We start from the raw sequence: 16,466 nt of genomic DNA, 5'->3' as shown, positions 1-16,466 counted from the left end.
CTGCGTGAGAAAATCAACTTGTAAATAGGCAGCACCATAGGGTTATGCCATCAAAGGATTTGGCTTTTCCTCAGTTCGGATTGCAGTCTGCATTTGATACAATGCCGTATAGTGACCATTCTGTTGCATTAATTCCTGATGAGTGCCTTGTTCTAGCACCTGCCCATTTTCTATGTAAAGAATTATATCTGCGCGAGTTGCAAGATACAGATCGTGAGTAATTAAGAAGGTGGTGCGGTTTTGCGAGAGGCGTTGTAGAGCATCAACGATCGCTTTCTCGTTGCCTTGATCTAGCCCAGTTGTGGGTTCATCTAAAATCAAAATTGGAGCTTGACGAATAGCAGCACGGGCGATCGCAATTCGTTGGCGTTGTCCACCTGAAAGGGTTGCGCCTCGTTCTCCCACAAGTGTGTTGTATCCTTGGGGTAAAGCTTGAATGAAATCATCAGCATTAGCTAGACGAGTGGCTGCTTCAATTTCCGCATCTGACACGCCGGCAATACCGTAGGCAATGTTTTCTCGAATGGTGGCGGCAAATAAAAGACTGTCTTGCAAAACTACACTAATTTGTGGGCGTAATGATTCTAATGTGTACTCGCGGATATCTCGCCCATCAATCATGACTTTACCCATCGTCGGGTCATAAAGTCGTAATAATAGACTTACTAAAGTAGATTTACCACCACCTGATGTACCAACGATCGCTACTTGCTGCCCTGGTTGAATGGTTAAATTGATGTCTTCGAGCAGAACTTGTCCTGGTTCATAGGCAAAGTGAACACGATCAAAACAAACTTCACCTCGGAAAATTGGAGCCGGTATTGCATCCGGCAAATCTCGGACATCAGGTTGCTGTGATAATACATCTAAAATTCGCTCACCAGAGGCAGCAGCTTTAGCAAGTCTTCCGGTGTACTTAGCAAAGTTCTGAACCGGCTTAAAGGCATTTTTGAGATAGGTGAGAAACACCAGCACATCACCCGGTGTTAGAGCATTTCGCAATGCCAGCCAAGAGCCGTACCATAAAACAATTGCTGTTCCTAGTGCAATTACAACATCAACGGTTCGTTCGAGATGAGCCGCGAGGCGTTGGGTTTTTACGCTCTCCTTGAGGCTATGCTGATTTTGTTGAGAAAAAACTCGCGCAAAGGCATCTTGCAGTGAGAGGGCTTTGACCAATTTAATCGCAGCAATTGACTCAGCCGCCGTCGCCGCCACAGCTCCTTCTTGTTTCCGTTGCTTTAATGAGGACTCTCGAATTCGCTGACTCAGCCGATTTGTGACTAATACAAACAACGGTAGGGTAAGTAGTGCAAGTAGGGTGAGGCTGCTATTTATCCAAAACATCACGCCAATCATGCCAAACAGCGTCAGAATACTCACTACCAGTGGTAATGCTGCCGCGATCATAATTTCTTGCAGACGACTAGCATCGCTGCTCACACGAATAATTAAATCGCCGCTACGAGCCTTGGTGTGGTAAGACAAGGACAAATCTTGAAGATGACAATACAGATGATTACGCACCTCAGTTATGACTCGGCTACCTACTGTTGCTAGTCCGACGGTACTCCAATAGGCGGCAAGTGCGCGTAATCCTGTAATGGCAAGGACTGTAACTGCTGAAAATGTCAGTAATGTAACTGGTTCCAGGCGATCAATTAATGGGATATTGGTAGGTCGATCGCCTGGAATCAAAACGTAATCAAAGACAAACTTCAGGGGCCAAGGTTCCAGCACCCGTAGTCCGACATCCGCAACTAGAGCGATCGCAGCGATTAAAAGTAGTCCATACTGTTTTTGAATGTAAGGCCAGAAATAATGTAGTACTCCCCATAAACCAGGAATAACTTTTTTCTGTGGCTTTGAACGTCCCATTTATCGTCTTACCTCCACTTGGAATTGAGGCGGAGTATTTAATCCAGCTATATGCAAAATCTGTTGGGCGATCGCTTCCCAAGTGTGATTTTCCATGACCCTTTTCCGCGCCGCTTGCCCCAAAGAATGGCGCAAATGAGGCGATCGCCACAATTTTTCTAATGCCTCTGCTAAGGCGATCGCATCACCTGGTGGGCAAAGAATCCCATTCACCCCTGTGTCAATTAGCTCCAGCAATTGCCCAATACCACTAACAACTACTGGCAAACCAGCCGCCATATATTCATAAACTTTCAACGGTGAAAAGTAAAAGTCGGATTCAGCCGGATATGGTGCAACAGCAACATCCATTGCTACTAATAATTTCGGAATTTCATTAGGATTCACCGCTCCGGTGAATTTAGTATGAGAGTGTAATCCTCGTGCCAATAATTCGGCTTCGAGATTTTCCCGTTCAGGGCCATCGCCAACAATCAAAAGTTTGGCATTGGGAACTTGTTGATGCAGTTGAGAAAAAGCTGCTGTGAGAATTGGCAATCCATGCCACGGTTTCAATGTGCCGACAAATCCCACTGTAAAGGTTTCTGATTGTGTTGAAAATGCACGAGCAAAAGTAGAGAAGCGATCGGGATTTACACCATTTGGGATGACATGAATTTTGCTACTTTTGACATAATTCATTAAGTAAGTTTTCACTTCGGCTGAAACAGCAATTAGTGCAGTAGCAGCTTGAAAAACCCGGTTGGCTACCTGTTGGGCGCTGTGACAATCAATCAAGCCGCGATGTTTTGTCTGTTCTACAATCAGAGGTGAATTGACCTCTAATAATCCAGGAATTCCCATTGCTTGGGCAAATTCCATTGCGCTATAACTCCAAAGGGAATAACGCTCATAAATTAGGTCAAATGGGCCAAACCTCTGCAAATTTAAAGGAAAATCGGGATTAATCGATAAGGCAACTTGCTCTCGCACAGCCCGTTCCAGTTTTGGGATGGCTGGAAGTTGATGAACTGAAACATTAGTTAAATCTGCGGGTGGGTTTCCACCAATGCGAGTGGCAAACAATTCAACTTGGATATTTTGCTGTTGCAATGCTCGAATTACTTCTTGAACATGAATAGAGCATCCTTTTTGCCCAAATACAGGAATTCCTGGATCGGCACAGATATAGGCAATTCGCACGCTCTAAGCCTCCTGAACTACTTTTAAAGTCATGGCAGCATTTGGTTCAGCCGCATGAAATATTGCTCGTAATGCTGCGCTATTGCGATGAATGTCAAACTCAGATTCAATCAATTGTCTGGCTTGGCTTGATAATTTGACTCGCAAGGCTGGATTGGTAAGGAGTTGTTGAAGTGCGATCGCTAATTGTTCGGCATCATGTTGTGGGACAATTAATCCAGTCTGGCGATCGCGCACTAATTCAGGAATTCCAGTTAAATCTGTACTTACACATGGCGTTCCCAATGCCATCGCTTCTAGTAAAACTGTAGGCAAACCATCCCGGTTGCCATCTTGTCCGATAATATATGGAGCGGCAAACACAGCAGCTTGCTGCATCAATTGAAATACATCATTTTGAGGACGTGGGCCGACAATTTCCACAGTAGATTGCAACCCTAAATCTTGGATTTTTTGTTGCAATACAGGTTCTAATGATCCAGTACCCACAATTTGACATTGGAAATCACAATTTCTTCGCTTCAGAATTACACAAGCATCTATCAAAATAGATAACCCTTTCTTCTCAATTAATCGACTGACTGAAATAATCAATGGGGGACGATCAGCCGGGGAAGAATATTGTAATTGTCGTAAATCTAAGCCATTGTAGATACGTTGAACTCGCTTTGCGGCTGCACCATAAGTTTTTTGCAAATACTTGAGGTTATAGTCACTTACAGTCACGACAGTGGCAGCATCTTTAAGCTTGCGTTGCATATCTTCCAATTCAACGCTTTCATGAAAGATGTCTTTAGCATGAGCGGTGAAGGTGTAGGGAATGCCCGTAAAGTGAGATGCTAACCGAGCTACACTGGTTGCAACAGTGCCAAAGTGAGCGTGCAAATGGGTGATGCCTTTGAGTCGCGCTTCCCGTGCTAGCCATGCAGCTTGGTAAACAGTGCTATCTTGTTCACCTTGAGCATAAGCCAACTTTGACCAAAAATCTGGAATAACTTTGCTGGCTTCTTGTAATTCTGCCCAAAAATAGCTTGCTGCTGTGGGAGAAAGACTATTTAGGGATTCGCTCATTCGACCTTGAATTGGTTTGCGAATGTAGTTTACGCTAGCACGTACCTGGGAAATAATATTTTGAAAATGAGTGTCACACGGTGGTCTCAAAGCAAAAATTTCAATATCTAAACCAGCCGCTTCATGAGCCAAAATTTCATTAACTACGAAGGTTTCAGAATAGCGAGGATAACGTTTAAGAATGTAACCAATACGGACTGACATAATAATTCGTAATTCGTAATTCGTAATTAAGAAGGTTGTTTTTTAGGCTTCCCAATCTCCTTTCAAGAAGCTTGTTGGGATGAATGATGAGCAGACGTGAGCATTTCATTTAGGAATTGGGGAATGCGGGTAAGTCCATCAAGATCGATACAATTACGGACTTGTGGCGGCTCTCCTTCTTGCATTAACCAATCTGTTAATGCTTGAGGTTTGAGATGATGCGGGTGCAGCATATCAACTAAACCAAGTGCCTGTAAGCGTTCGGCACGGATCAACTGCTCCCGACGGGGTTTAATTCGGGGTACGATGAGCGATCGCTTTTGAAATGACAGCAATTCGCAAGTTGTGTTGTAACCACCCATAGCAATGACGCGTTCAGCCTGATTCAACAACAACGTTGGTTCAGCTAAATATTTCAAAACCTGCAAATTAGAACGTTTAGCAGCATACTTCTGAAGCCGTTGCTGTACCTCTCGCGGCATGAACGGCCCTGTCAAGATGATCCCGCTCATCCCTGCTGGTAGTTCAGCACAAGCAAATGTTTCTGCCAAACGCGCTCCATCTTGTCCGCCTCCCACCAAGCACAACACGAATCGTTCAGATGGCAAATTCAGTGATTTCAATGCCTGAACGCTATCCATATCTACGAATTTCAGGCGGTGACGCTGGTCAAGATAGCCAGTGTAGCGTAGTTTGGCTAAAGTTTTTGCATTGAAGCGATATTCCTGTGCTAGGTCATAAATGGCTGGATCACCATACACCCAAACTGCATCATAGTAGGTTTGAATCGCCTCTTCATTAGCTATTCTTTTCCAATCTCGATGCACGGATGTAGGATCATCTAACACATCTCGTAAACCTAAAATGCAGTGCGTTTTTCCTTGGGTACGCAAGTAATCTAGTGCTGGTTCTAGTTCTCTGACTGCTCCTCGCGGTACATTATCCACAATCAGAATATCGGGTTTAAAGGTTTTGATGGTGGTAAGAATAACTTGCGATCGCAGCGTAATAATTTCCTGCAATGATAGATCCAATCTTCGTGCCTGATATTGCCCATCGATATTTTTGTGCAAAGCAGGTAAAGTCAAACAATCAACCCCTGCTAGTGTTGTTATATTGCTGGCATCCTGTATTCCACTAATCATCAAAACATCAATTTCTAAGTCTGAACATCCTAAAGTTTGAGCAATCAACAAATTACGGCGCTTATGTCCCAGTCCCATTGTGTCGTGCGAATATAAAGCAATGCGCCATTTACGAGCATTGCTAGATAAACTACTAACCTCTGAAGACGCTAAATTAGTCGGCGTTCGTGCTATTTCTTTAACGTGGGGTAAAAAGTTTTTCATCTATACTCCTGACCAAGTTTTCATCTGGTGGCTGACGACTTGCAAATTTAATTAACACTTTTATTCACAGGTATATTTTTAACTATTGAGTTATTTTCCTAAATTAAAAAAATAAAAAATGTTCTGATCTTCATGGCTATTTTGTAATTAAATGCGGATATTTCCGTCACTTAATAATATTTCCCTTTGTCAAAATTAAATTTAAAGCATGGACTTAAAATGAAGCTATCGTTTTATTAACGAAATTTAAAGGCTGTTCAACAATTTATCAATCTTTCATAAATAATGCATGAAAAATTGATGAAAATTCTCTCATCAAAAACTAATTAATATATGGAAAAGCTTAATCATCATATTTAAAGGCTGATAGAAAGGAGCATCGTGAGTCCAAAAATTATTTATGTAAATAACTTTTTTTAAACACAAAATAGCTATGTAAATACTTTTACTTTTTGAGAAACACAATTACCTTTAACAGATGAATAGAAAATTTAATTAACACTACTTCTTGGCAAGTAAAAGATGAATTTAAACTATCTCAAATAAGGATGACTAAAAATGAGCAGTGTGGTAAAGCGTTTTTGCGATCGCTTGTCTGTTTTCAACGTATCTCCCTTACTTTTAGTTTGGCAGCAAGTGTTTGGAGAAGCACGCACCCGAATTTTGCTCTGGTATTTGCTGATTTTAGGAATAACGTTTCTCATTTCCATCCCGATATTTCGCTATCAACTCTACCAGCGTATTAATCAGCGTGTTCGTCAAGATATAGAAGTAAATATGATGGCTTTCAAGGCGTTGATTAAGGGCGAAAAGTTTGTTACAAAAAATAGACTCACAACTGATGACTCAGAAGAAATATTGAACGAGTCAAAACAATTTAACTCCTTACTATCTGGAGAAGAAAAAATTACTGCTCCAGCTTCTGTGGAAGATTTAATCAAGCTTTTTAAAGCTTATTTGTTGTATCGGCGGGCAGAAGATGAATCTTACTTTATCACTTTTATAGATGGTGAATTTTATAAATCTAGTCCTAGCAAACGTCCTAAGCTTTTAGCCAGAGACTCATTACTAATGAGACGGTGGGCAAAACAGACCCAACCAGAACAGGGAGAACAAGAATTTTTTGCCCCTGATGCTAGTAATATGCTTTACATGGTGGAACCCATTACTATTAATGGACAAACACGGGGAGTCTTTGTTGTTGCCTACAATACCACCGGGGAAAGGACAGAAGCTCTAAAAGCAGTCGCTGTAATTATTGAAGTTTTCAGCTTAGTGTTTGTAGTGTCGTTAATCCTTACCTGGTTAGCTGCGGGGCGGATACTGGCTCCTCTGCGGACAATTCTGACTACAGCTCATGCTATCAGTGAGTCAGATTTAACTCAGCGTTTGCCTGCGCGAGGTAATGGAGAACTGGCAGAACTGGCAAAAACATTCAATGAAATGATGGACAGACTAGAGGCAGCCTTTGCCAGCCAACGTGAATTTGTCAACGATGCTGGACACGAACTGAAAACTCCCATCACTATTGTTCGCGGACACCTAGAACTGATGGGAGATGATCCCCAAGAACAACAGGAAACCGTGGCACTAGTCATTGGAGAACTAGACCGGATGAGTCGTTTGGTCGATGATATGATTCTGCTGGCAAAAGCAGAACGCGCAGACTTTTTACAGGTAGCAACAGTAAATGTGGCAGAGTTAACCAAAGAATTATTTGTTAAAGCTCAAGCACTGGCAGAGAGGGACTGGCAACTAGACTCTGTAGCCAAAGGTCAGATTGTTGTTGACCGGCAAAGAATTACCGAAGCCGTGATGAATCTAGCCCAAAATGCTACTCAGCATACTAGGGAGAGTGATACTATTTCCATAGGTTCAGCGATCGCCAAAGGAAAGGTGCGCTTCTGGATACGCGATACAGGCGAAGGTATTCCACTGGTTGATCAAAAACGAATTTTTGAACGCTTTGCCCGATCTTCCAAAAGTCGCCGTCGTTCAGAGGGTGCTGGACTTGGGCTTTCTATCGTGCGAGCGATCGCAGAGGCTCATTTTGGACAAGTATTACTTCGTAGTCAATTAGGAACAGGTTCGATGTTTACCATTGTTTTACCCCTCGATCCCCCCAAAAAATGAGTATCTATGCCCAACATTCTCATCGTTGAAGATGAACCCCGGATTGCCTCATTTATTCAAAAAGGGTTGCGATCGCAAGGGTTCACAACAACAATTTTGACAGATGGGTTGTATGTGCTAGATGTGATGCAAAGTGGAACCTTTGACTTGTTAATTCTGGATTTAGGGTTGCCTGGAAAAGACGGATTTCAAGTACTTGAAGAACTGCGCGGACAGGGAGAAGACATACCTGTAATTATCCTCTCTGCTAGAAGTGATATTCACGACAAGGTTGCTGGGCTAGAAGGAGGTGCAGATGATTATGTTACCAAACCCTTCCGATTTGAAGAACTGTTGGCGCGGGTAAGGTTACGGTTGCGAAGTACTAGACCTGCCAGAGATGCCCAAGAGTTTGTCCTCAAAGCTGGTAATATGGAGCTTAATTTGCGAACTCGACAGGTGAAAATAGGCGATCGCTTAATAGAACTACCTGCTCGTGAATTTGCTATGGCAGAAATGTTTTGCCGCCATCCGGGGCAAGTCATCAGTCGAGAACAACTCCTTGATTACGTTTGGGGTTACGACTACAACCCAGGTTCTAATATTGTCGATGTGTATGTCGGTTATCTCCGTAAAAAACTAGGCAGCAAACTGATTGAAACAGTTAGAGGTATGGGTTATCGCTTGCGAACGTAGTAATGAGTGCTGTTAGCGGTAGCGGGGCGTTTAGCCCGTGCTGAGTTTATAGTAAAAAATTCTCCCCCTTGTCCCAATACGCTTTTTTCTCCCCCTGCCTCCCCTGCCTCCCCTGCCTCCCCTGCTCCCCCTCCCCCCTACTGGAACGCATTCAAGTTCATCAAGGTCGTGATTGATTATGAAACAGCATCACAACTTCGATGATCTGGCTTTTGGTCGATCAAATAGCTCTTTGCAATCAAATAACTCCAGTCCAAACACAAGCAATTCTAGATACTGGTTCAGCCATCTCAAAGTTGGTCAAAAGATTGGCATTGGATATGCGCTAATTGTAAGTATTGCTGTACTGGGAACTAGCATAGGGTTTCTAATTGCAGATTATTACCAGCGACAAGCACAGAAGCGCGAAGAAGCGGCGATTGAAGAGTTATATCAGATGTACCAACTCAAAACCAGTGTGTTTCGTGTTCGTACCAACCAACACAAGCTGATTTTGTACATGGATCAACCAAAAAAATGGCTAGAACAATATAATTTGTTACTTAACTATGTTGAGCAAGCTAGACAAGTTTGGTTTGAGTTCAAAACTAACTACAGTATTGAGAACCTCACCATATATGATTCTGTAATTGAACAAGAAGCTGTTCATCGCTTGTTGCAGACCCACAAAGGCTTTGATACTTACTTACAGCGCACAGAGGTTCTGTTTAACGATCGCAATCCCAATAAATTATCACCAAACGAAATTAGGACAGCACAAACTCAACTATTCAATTTCATGCATAGCTCATCAATTTTTATGATTGATGATTTTCTCGATGACATCACCAACCTTGTTGAAGTCATCGCCGAGGAGTATCAGCAAGCAAATTGGGAACTGCGAAGGGCAGAAAAATTACGTCTAAATATTATTTTAGGCAGCCTGTTAGTGTCGATTGCGATCGCCACATTATTAGCAATTTTCACTAGTCAGGCCATTGCCCGTCCTATTCAAGCTGTTACCCATGTTGCTCAACAGGTTACAGAAGAATCTAATTTTGATTTACAAGCACCCGTAACAACTAATGATGAAGTTGGGATCTTGGCTAATTCGCTCAATCGTTTAATTTTGGAAGTTCAGCAACTTATCACAGTCCAAAATGATGCTAACGAACAGCTAGAAGTATACAACCAGGTACTAGAAGAGAAAGTACGCGAACGAACACGGGAGTTAAATGAGAAAAATCTCAGCTTAAAGATGGCATTAGAGGAATTGCAACGTACTCAAGTTCAACTCGCAGAAACTGAGGAAAATGGCGATAAAAGCTGAAAAATAAATCTTTTTACCCAGAAATAGCCTATATATAACCCCAAATAGTCAATTAATCCTCACTGGGGCAACACTATATTTCACCAGAAATCCTTGCTAAAAAGCCATTGGTTAATTTATCACTACAGAATAGCCATCCGCAACTGCTAATTGCTATTGTCAAAATTCTAAGCAGTGAATTATCAAACTAGACCCCATAGGCTCCCGTTTTTTTGTTAGTATTCAAAAAAACCTATTGACACATTTTCAGATCAATTGTTTGTGATTTGTAAGTAAATGTAAACAATTGTTTCCAAAGAAAAAAAGCACCTGAGGTTTAATGACTGATTATTTCCAAGGAAATTTCCCATTACAATCCGTCCCACTGACGAAGAGTGTGGTTAAGAGCCACGCCCATACCGAAGAGGAAAGCGGAAAATTAGCTGCAACGATAGCAGAAGCTGGATCAGACCGCAAAGCAGGTGAGATTATATTGCTAAAGGTAGCAGAGGTATCTTACCTAGCGGATTACTTTGTGATGATGACTGGCTATTCTAGGGTACAAGTCAGAGCGATCGCTCAAGCAATAGAAGGAAAAGTCGAAACTGAGTTGCAACGTCGTCCCATAAGGACAGAAGGAAAAATTGAGGGGAGTTGGGTATTACAAGACTACGGTGATGTGATCGTTCACATTATGATGCCCAAAGAACGGGAGTTTTATAATTTAGAAGCGTTCTGGATTCATGCAGAACGTATTTCCCTTCCAGAATCTGATGAGGGTGAAGGTAAGCCAACATGATTAGGTCTTCGGTTTCAAATTGCCCAGTTCCCATAGACCAACAACCGCTCAATGAGTACCAAGAGTTAAAAACTTCCTGGCTATTTCGTGATAGCACTTTAGATTTGCGCGAATATATCACGAAAATAGCTTGGATTTGGGGTTTATCTTGGCTGATCGCAGCACCAGTGGCAGCAGCAAGTTTTCCTCCCCACAAGTATATTGCACATTTTATCCTTTGTGGTGCAGCAGCAGCCAGTGTCGGGGTCGTACTGGCACTGGTAAGATTATACTTAGGCTGGTTCTACGTATGCGATCGCCTTTGTAGTCCCACAGTATTTTATGAAGAGTCCGGCTGGTACGACGGTCAAACTTGGACTAAACCAGAGGAAGTTCTCAACCGCGATCGCTTAATTGTTGCATACGAAATTAAACCCATTCTGCGGCGGTTACAATTTACCTTCGCTGGCTTGGCGGGAATGTACGTTACTGGTACTATAGTTTGGCATTTGTTTTAAAAAGTTATTAGTCATTGGTCATTAGTCATTAGCTAAGGACTAATGACCAATGACTAATGACTAATTTAATTAAAAAAGGTAATAAATATAAACCCATGACAATGGGAAAACGAACTCAAGCCGCAGCACTGGAAGTCCGGTTGCTGCGGGAAGGTATTATTGAATCCAGGCATATAGTTCAAGCTGTTGTCTGTGACGAACGAGGACGGGTTCTAACCGTTGCCGGAAATTCTGAAACTGCTGCATTTATCCGTTCAGCGCTCAAACCATTTCAGGCACTTGCTGTCACCACCACAGGTACACTGGAACGCTATCAACTCAGCGATCGCGACTTAGCAATTATCACAAGTTCCCATAAAGGAAGAATAGATCAAGTCCGACAGGTATTTAACATCCTTTGGCGGGCCGATCTTGACCCAACTATACTCCAGTGTCCAATTCCTGAAGATAAGCGGAGTCCTCTGGAATACAATTGCTCTGGAAAACATGCGGGAATGTTAGCTGTTTGTCAGCAACGCCATTGGCCCTTGAATAACTACTTAGATCGCAAGCATCCAATACAGCAGTTAATTTTAGGCAAAGTTGCAGAGTTGCTACGAATGCCAGCAGCAGAATTTATCAGCGCTCATGATGACTGTGGCGCACCAACTTATCTGATGCAACTCGGTCACATGGCATCTTTATATGCACTGTTAGCCTCTAGTACCAACTTGGATATGGAGCGGATTGTCCGTGCGATGACTCATCACCCCGCAATGGTCGCAGGAGATGGAGAATTTGATACGGAACTAATGCGCTTAACTCCAGGAGAACTAGTCAGCAAAACTGGTGCCGAAGGAGTGCAGTGCATTGGTAGACTCGGTGAAGGCTTGGGATTGGCAATCAAAGTCATGGATGGGGCAAAACGGGCAAAATATGCCGTTGCTATTCACTTACTCCAACAAATGGGTTGGATTAGTCCCAGCGCCGCCGAAAGCCTCTCAGAAAAGTTTGTCACCTTGGGAAAATACAAGCGTTTAGAAGTAATTGGAGAATTATCGTTTTTGTAGTTGCCAAACTCTCGACTATAGGTTATTATAAATAAGTCGAGAGCAACGCGGGATAGAGCAGCCTGGTAGCTCGTCGGGCTCATAACCCGAAGGTCAGTGGTTCAAATCCACTTCCCGCCACCAAATAAAATATAAAACAAAACCCTACAATCAGTAAAGATTGCAGGGTTTTGTTTTATTTTGATCTATTCTGGAAGAAATAGCCATCCAAAAAGCGCGGAGAATCATGGTTGTGAAGTTGCAGCGACCAATTTTAGTGGGAGGATTGGGACTTTCCTTTTCCCTGTGGATGTTGGACAGTTGGCACGATTCTATAGTGCAGGTGGGTGAGTTCGGTTTGTTGAGTGCCTTAGCTGTTGGCGGTGGTTTGTGGTTATTCCAGAAAAATCGCCCCAAAGACAGTTTAGAGCAGCTAGATGGTATGGTGGTGGATCGAGCGACTGTGGAAAGTGCGATCGCTAAAACTGAAACTGTAATTAACCAACTAGCACAAGAAGCAGAAAACCATCCAGCCTTAGAGACACTCAGAGAACAAGTTGCCCAATTGTTGCTGGAATTAGACAGAGAAAAAATTAAAGTAGCTGTGACTGGCGGGAAATCCGTGGGTAAAAGCACTTTAATTCAAGTGCTAGAGCAAAAAAATCTAGAGACACAAAATTTCGTATCTCTACAAGAGACAGCACCTTTATTTAGAGAAGTCGGTGAAAATTCAGATGCGGCTATTTTGGCAGAAGTAGCAAAATCTGATTTTGTCCTATTTCTGACAAACGGTGATTTGACAGACTCAGAATTTCAAACTTTACAGCAGTTAAAGGCAGCAAATCAGCCTAGTATGCTGGTTTTCAACAAACAAGACCAGTATTTAACCGATGAAAGCGCCAACATCTTGCTGTCTTTGAAACAGCGGATGCAGGGAAATGTAGTTGCAACTGCGGCCTCTCCCATTGCCATCAAAGTCCGAAAGCATGAGGCTGATGGTTCTGTGCAAGAGTGGATGGAGCAACCAGCAGCTGATATTCAGCAGTTAACTCAGCAGTTGGGTGAAGTTTTGGCACAGCAAGGACAACGGCTAGTTTGGGTGACAACCATGAGGAAAGCCGGATTGTTGAAAGCTGAGGCGAAAAATTGGCTAAATGGAATCAGACGCGATCGCGCCACCCCAATTATTGAACAATATCAGTGGATAGCTGCTGCCGCTGCCTTTGCTAACCCTGTACCAGCCTTTGATATCCTGGCAACTGCGGCAATTAATGCTCAAATGGTAATGGATTTGGGTAATATCTATCAGCAAAAATTTTCCCTAGAACAGGCACAAACCGTAGCTGGAACAATGGGAAATTTGATGCTGAAATTGGGTTTAGTTGAACTTTCTACAAAGGCTATTAGTACTGTTCTGAAAAGTAATGCCGTTACCTTTGTTGCTGGTGGCGTAGTGCAGGGAGTAAGTGCAGCTTATCTGACTAGAGTCGCAGGGTTAAGTCTAGTTGAGTATTTCCAACAGCAGGAAATAGCGATAGATTCTGGAACTGGTTTGAATTTGGAGAATTTGCGGCAAACATTGCAAAAGGTATTTCAGCAAAATCAGCAGATTGGTTTTTTGCAGGGGTTTGTTAAGCAAGGCATGAAGCGTTTGTTGCCAGAAGTGCAGCAGGTTGAAGTAGTTAGTGTTCAGAAGGCAATGGGATAATCTCATACACAGGATTACCAAATTTGAGATTTTGAATTTTGGATTTTGGATTGAATGATTCAAAATCCAAAATTGGTTTCAATCCCTGATTTTAATAGTAGATAAAAATACATAAACATCTTTGTTTTAATCAAGAGAATTCATCTCTGGGATCGGTCTAAAATTTCAAATCTAAACTTAGCTGACCTGAAGGGGTGACAAAGGGCCTAAAGCCAAGGAAATATAAGAGTGTGACCGTTTTGGGGTAAAAAAAGATAGGTCAGGTATTCTCAACAAGACCTATCAAATGATAATGTTACCTAAATTCTACCAAAACTGCTTTCAGAATCTACTGACACCCACACAGTACAAGATGTTGGAAATCTTGCTGATGCTGTTGCAATTTCATAAAACTGTGACGATTGAGAAGTTGGCAACAGTATTTCCCCAACCAATAAAATTTGAAAGTCGGCGGCGGAGTATACAAAGATTTTTATTGTTGCCGCAGTTATCAATTCAATACCTCTGGTTTCCATTAATCAAACGATGGGTAAAAAACAGCCGACCACCTTTAAAGAAACAACTGATATAAGCCAAAGATAGAACCCAGTGGCGCTGTGAAAATGTGTTCGTAATTAGTTTGATTGAACAAAAAAGAGCAATACCTGTTTACTGGCTATTGTTACCAAAAAAAGGATGTAGCAATCTGGGTGAGCAGAAAAAGTTAATTCGACCATTGTTGCGATTATTTAAGGGATATCAAATCTTGGTGCTAGGTGATAGGGAGTTTCATAGTATAAAATTAGCGAATTGGTTACATTACAAGGGAATTGACTTTGTGCTGCGTCAAAAACAAGGTACTTATATTCGACAAGAAAATAAATCATATCAACGGTTACAATCTTTAGGATTAAATCCGGGGATTTCTTTCTTTTTAGAGGGGATTCAAGCTACTAAACAGAAGGGTTTTGCTAAATTTAATATTGCTGGATATTACAAGCGTAAATATCGGGGTAAAGTTGAGCCTACTGGCTGGTTTTTACTGACTAATCTTGATAATCTTTCAAAGGCTATTAAAGTATTTAAGTTACGAAGTGGCATTGAAGCAATGTTCAAAGATTGCAAGACTGGTGGCTATAATCTCGAATCTACTTCTGCTGATGGTCAACGGTTAATGGCACTGATTTTACTAATTGCTATTGCCTATACTTGTGCTATTTTAGCTGGTCGGAATTCTCGCTCATTAGGAATGCAAAAATATGTTGGTCGTCTAAAAGAATTACGGCGATTACATCGCCGACACAGCGCCTTTTGGGTTGGTTTATATGGTCAATTATGGGTAGGGGCGATGGAGTTTTGGGCTGATTTAGCTCATAATTTGATGCGCTTAAAGCCCAGCAAACTCCCCCATTTTCAACAAGGACTACGTGCTATGTCTCTTATCCAGTCTGCTTTGTAGCTTCTTTGTCACCCCGTCAGTTAGCTGACACTTGCGTGATGTTATAAGTAAACCTAAAATTTACCCAAGCCTATTTCAGGCTTGGGTGTATTTAAGAATATCGTGAGAGTTGCGAGTTCTCAAAAAATTGTGAATAAGGATAATTAGCTAAACAGCACCACTGTTTCTATTAAACAGAATAGCTATAGTTTTGAAAATTAGCTTTAAATCGTACACTAAACTCCAATTTTTTTGATACTGCAAATCCAGACGAATTACATCTTCAAAACTACGGACTGTAGAACGTCCATTTACTTGCCATTCGCCAGTCATGCCGGGTTTTACATCTAAACGTTGCCACTCTGGTACTTCATAGCGTTCGACTTCATCAGGTGTAGGTGGTCTAGTGCCTACTAAACTCATCTCTCCTTTGAGGACGTTCCAAAATTGGGGTAATTCATCAAGACTAGTTCGCCGTAAAAAGCGTCCTACCTTAGTAATTCTGGGGTCATTTTCATTCTTGAAAAAAGCACCTTGCACTTGGTTCTTGACTTGGGATTTCTTCGCTTCTGCATCCACACACATAGAGCGGAATTTCCAAATTTTAAACCGCTTACCCATCCAACCACAACGGGTTTGACTAAAGAAAATGGGGCCGGGATCGTTAACTTGAATAGCGATCGCAATTGGAATAAATAAAATTCCTGTAATTAATAAACCGATCGCTGACCCGACAATATCTAAGAACCGTTTCATCCAAGATGCCATAGAAGGGTGAGTAGTGGGTAACTGCTCTACTTTACGGGAAGTTGTCTTCCGATTATCTACTACGTCATCTTGTTCTATTAACGACCCATCCTCCACAAGTTCTAGAGGAAAAACCTGATCCAACCCTGTGAGTTTTAGAACTGCCATGACTTGAGGTGTTACATTCCGCAGTGTTAATGTAATATCCTTAGCCTGAGCATATTTAAAATTACTTACCAGGGCACCTAAACCACTACTATCGATAAAAGTAGTTTGGTGAAAATCAATGATGATTTGCTTGGGATGTGAATTGGGCCCAATTAAGCCTTGGCAGGTTTGCTTAAAGCCTAAAGCCTCCAGCACGCTCAACCGCGTCGGCACCTGCACTATAGCAATGTCGTTTAGGGAATTAACTGGAAAATCGACCTCTGTCGGTTGGCTAGTCATGAAGCTCTGCACTTTCGTTGCCATGTATAATGTAATATGCCAA

Annotated in this window: 13 protein-coding genes, 1 tRNA gene and 1 pseudogene; 10 read left to right on the top strand and 5 right to left on the bottom strand. The window is 42.1% G+C overall.

Annotated elements, in window-relative coordinates; genetic code table 11:
* Window positions 1-42: 42 nt before the first annotated feature.
* The 4 genes from V7K53_RS07305 to V7K53_RS07290 all read right to left on the bottom strand — a co-directional run bounded on the left by V7K53_RS07305 (window position 43) and on the right by V7K53_RS07290 (window position 5,684).
* Window positions 43-1,878, bottom strand: coding sequence for an ABC transporter ATP-binding protein (locus tag V7K53_RS07305; RefSeq protein WP_335196927.1), 1,836 nt, complete (start codon window positions 1,876-1,878; stop codon window positions 43-45).
* The gene (locus tag V7K53_RS07300) at window positions 1,879-3,060 is read right to left on the bottom strand and encodes a glycosyltransferase family 4 protein (protein WP_335196926.1); all 1,182 of its coding nucleotides are present in this window, start codon (window positions 3,058-3,060) and stop codon (window positions 1,879-1,881) included.
* A gap of 3 nt (window positions 3,061-3,063) precedes the next feature.
* Window positions 3,064-4,335 (bottom strand): glycosyltransferase family 4 protein, encoded by a 1,272-nt coding sequence (locus V7K53_RS07295; protein ID WP_335196925.1) that lies wholly within the window; start codon window positions 4,333-4,335, stop codon window positions 3,064-3,066.
* 62 nt (window positions 4,336-4,397) lie between these two features.
* A complete protein-coding gene (locus V7K53_RS07290) occupies window positions 4,398-5,684 on the bottom strand; it encodes a glycosyltransferase family protein (protein WP_335196924.1) in 1,287 nt (428 codons plus the stop codon).
* A gap of 558 nt (window positions 5,685-6,242) precedes the next feature.
* Between V7K53_RS07290 and V7K53_RS07285 the strand changes: the two genes are divergently transcribed.
* The 10 genes and pseudogenes from V7K53_RS07285 to V7K53_RS07240 all read left to right on the top strand — a co-directional run.
* Window positions 6,243-7,817: a sensor histidine kinase gene (locus tag V7K53_RS07285; protein ID WP_335196923.1), complete on the top strand. Its 1,575-nt coding sequence runs from the start codon at window positions 6,243-6,245 to the stop codon at window positions 7,815-7,817.
* A gap of 6 nt (window positions 7,818-7,823) precedes the next feature.
* Entirely contained in the window at window positions 7,824-8,492 is a 669-nt protein-coding gene (locus V7K53_RS07280; protein WP_335196922.1) for a response regulator transcription factor, read from the top strand.
* A gap of 178 nt (window positions 8,493-8,670) precedes the next feature.
* Entirely contained in the window at window positions 8,671-9,801 is a 1,131-nt protein-coding gene (locus V7K53_RS07275) for a HAMP domain-containing protein (protein ID WP_335196921.1), read from the top strand.
* Window positions 9,802-10,120: 319 nt separating this feature from the next.
* Window positions 10,121-10,579: a ribosome silencing factor gene (gene rsfS / locus V7K53_RS07270; protein ID WP_335196920.1), complete on the top strand. Its 459-nt coding sequence runs from the start codon at window positions 10,121-10,123 to the stop codon at window positions 10,577-10,579.
* The gene (locus V7K53_RS07265; protein ID WP_335196919.1) at window positions 10,576-11,076 is read left to right on the top strand and encodes a CGLD27 family protein; all 501 of its coding nucleotides are present in this window, start codon (window positions 10,576-10,578) and stop codon (window positions 11,074-11,076) included. The genes rsfS and V7K53_RS07265 overlap by 4 nt, the downstream gene beginning before the upstream one ends.
* Window positions 11,077-11,171: 95 nt before the next feature.
* Entirely contained in the window at window positions 11,172-12,125 is a 954-nt protein-coding gene (locus V7K53_RS07260; protein WP_335197021.1) for an asparaginase, read from the top strand.
* Between the two features lie 46 nt (window positions 12,126-12,171).
* Window positions 12,172-12,248: transfer RNA gene (locus tag V7K53_RS07255), tRNA-Met, on the top strand.
* Window positions 12,249-12,351: 103 nt separating this feature from the next.
* Window positions 12,352-13,812, top strand: a complete 1,461-nt coding sequence (locus V7K53_RS07250) for a YcjF family protein (RefSeq protein ID WP_335196918.1) — start codon at window positions 12,352-12,354, stop codon at window positions 13,810-13,812.
* 352 nt (window positions 13,813-14,164) lie between these two features.
* On the top strand, window positions 14,165-14,383 hold the full coding sequence (locus V7K53_RS07245; RefSeq protein WP_335196917.1) for a hypothetical protein: 219 nt from the start codon (window positions 14,165-14,167) through the stop codon (window positions 14,381-14,383).
* Between the two features lie 18 nt (window positions 14,384-14,401).
* Window positions 14,402-15,250 (top strand): annotated as a pseudogene (locus V7K53_RS07240) (IS4 family transposase); the annotation flags it as partial.
* A 147-nt stretch (window positions 15,251-15,397) separates the two neighbouring features.
* On the opposite strand, the gene V7K53_RS07235 reads toward V7K53_RS07240, so the two are convergent.
* Window positions 15,398-16,447, bottom strand: a complete 1,050-nt coding sequence (locus tag V7K53_RS07235) for a sugar transferase (RefSeq protein WP_335196916.1) — start codon at window positions 16,445-16,447, stop codon at window positions 15,398-15,400.
* Window positions 16,448-16,466 lie beyond the last annotated feature (19 nt).

Source organism: Nostoc sp., assembly GCF_036917355.1.
Lineage (GTDB): Bacteria > Cyanobacteriota > Cyanobacteriia > Cyanobacteriales > Nostocaceae > Nostoc.
The sequence above is the reverse complement of the archived record's forward strand: the minus strand, read 5'-3'. Positions and strand labels throughout refer to the sequence as shown.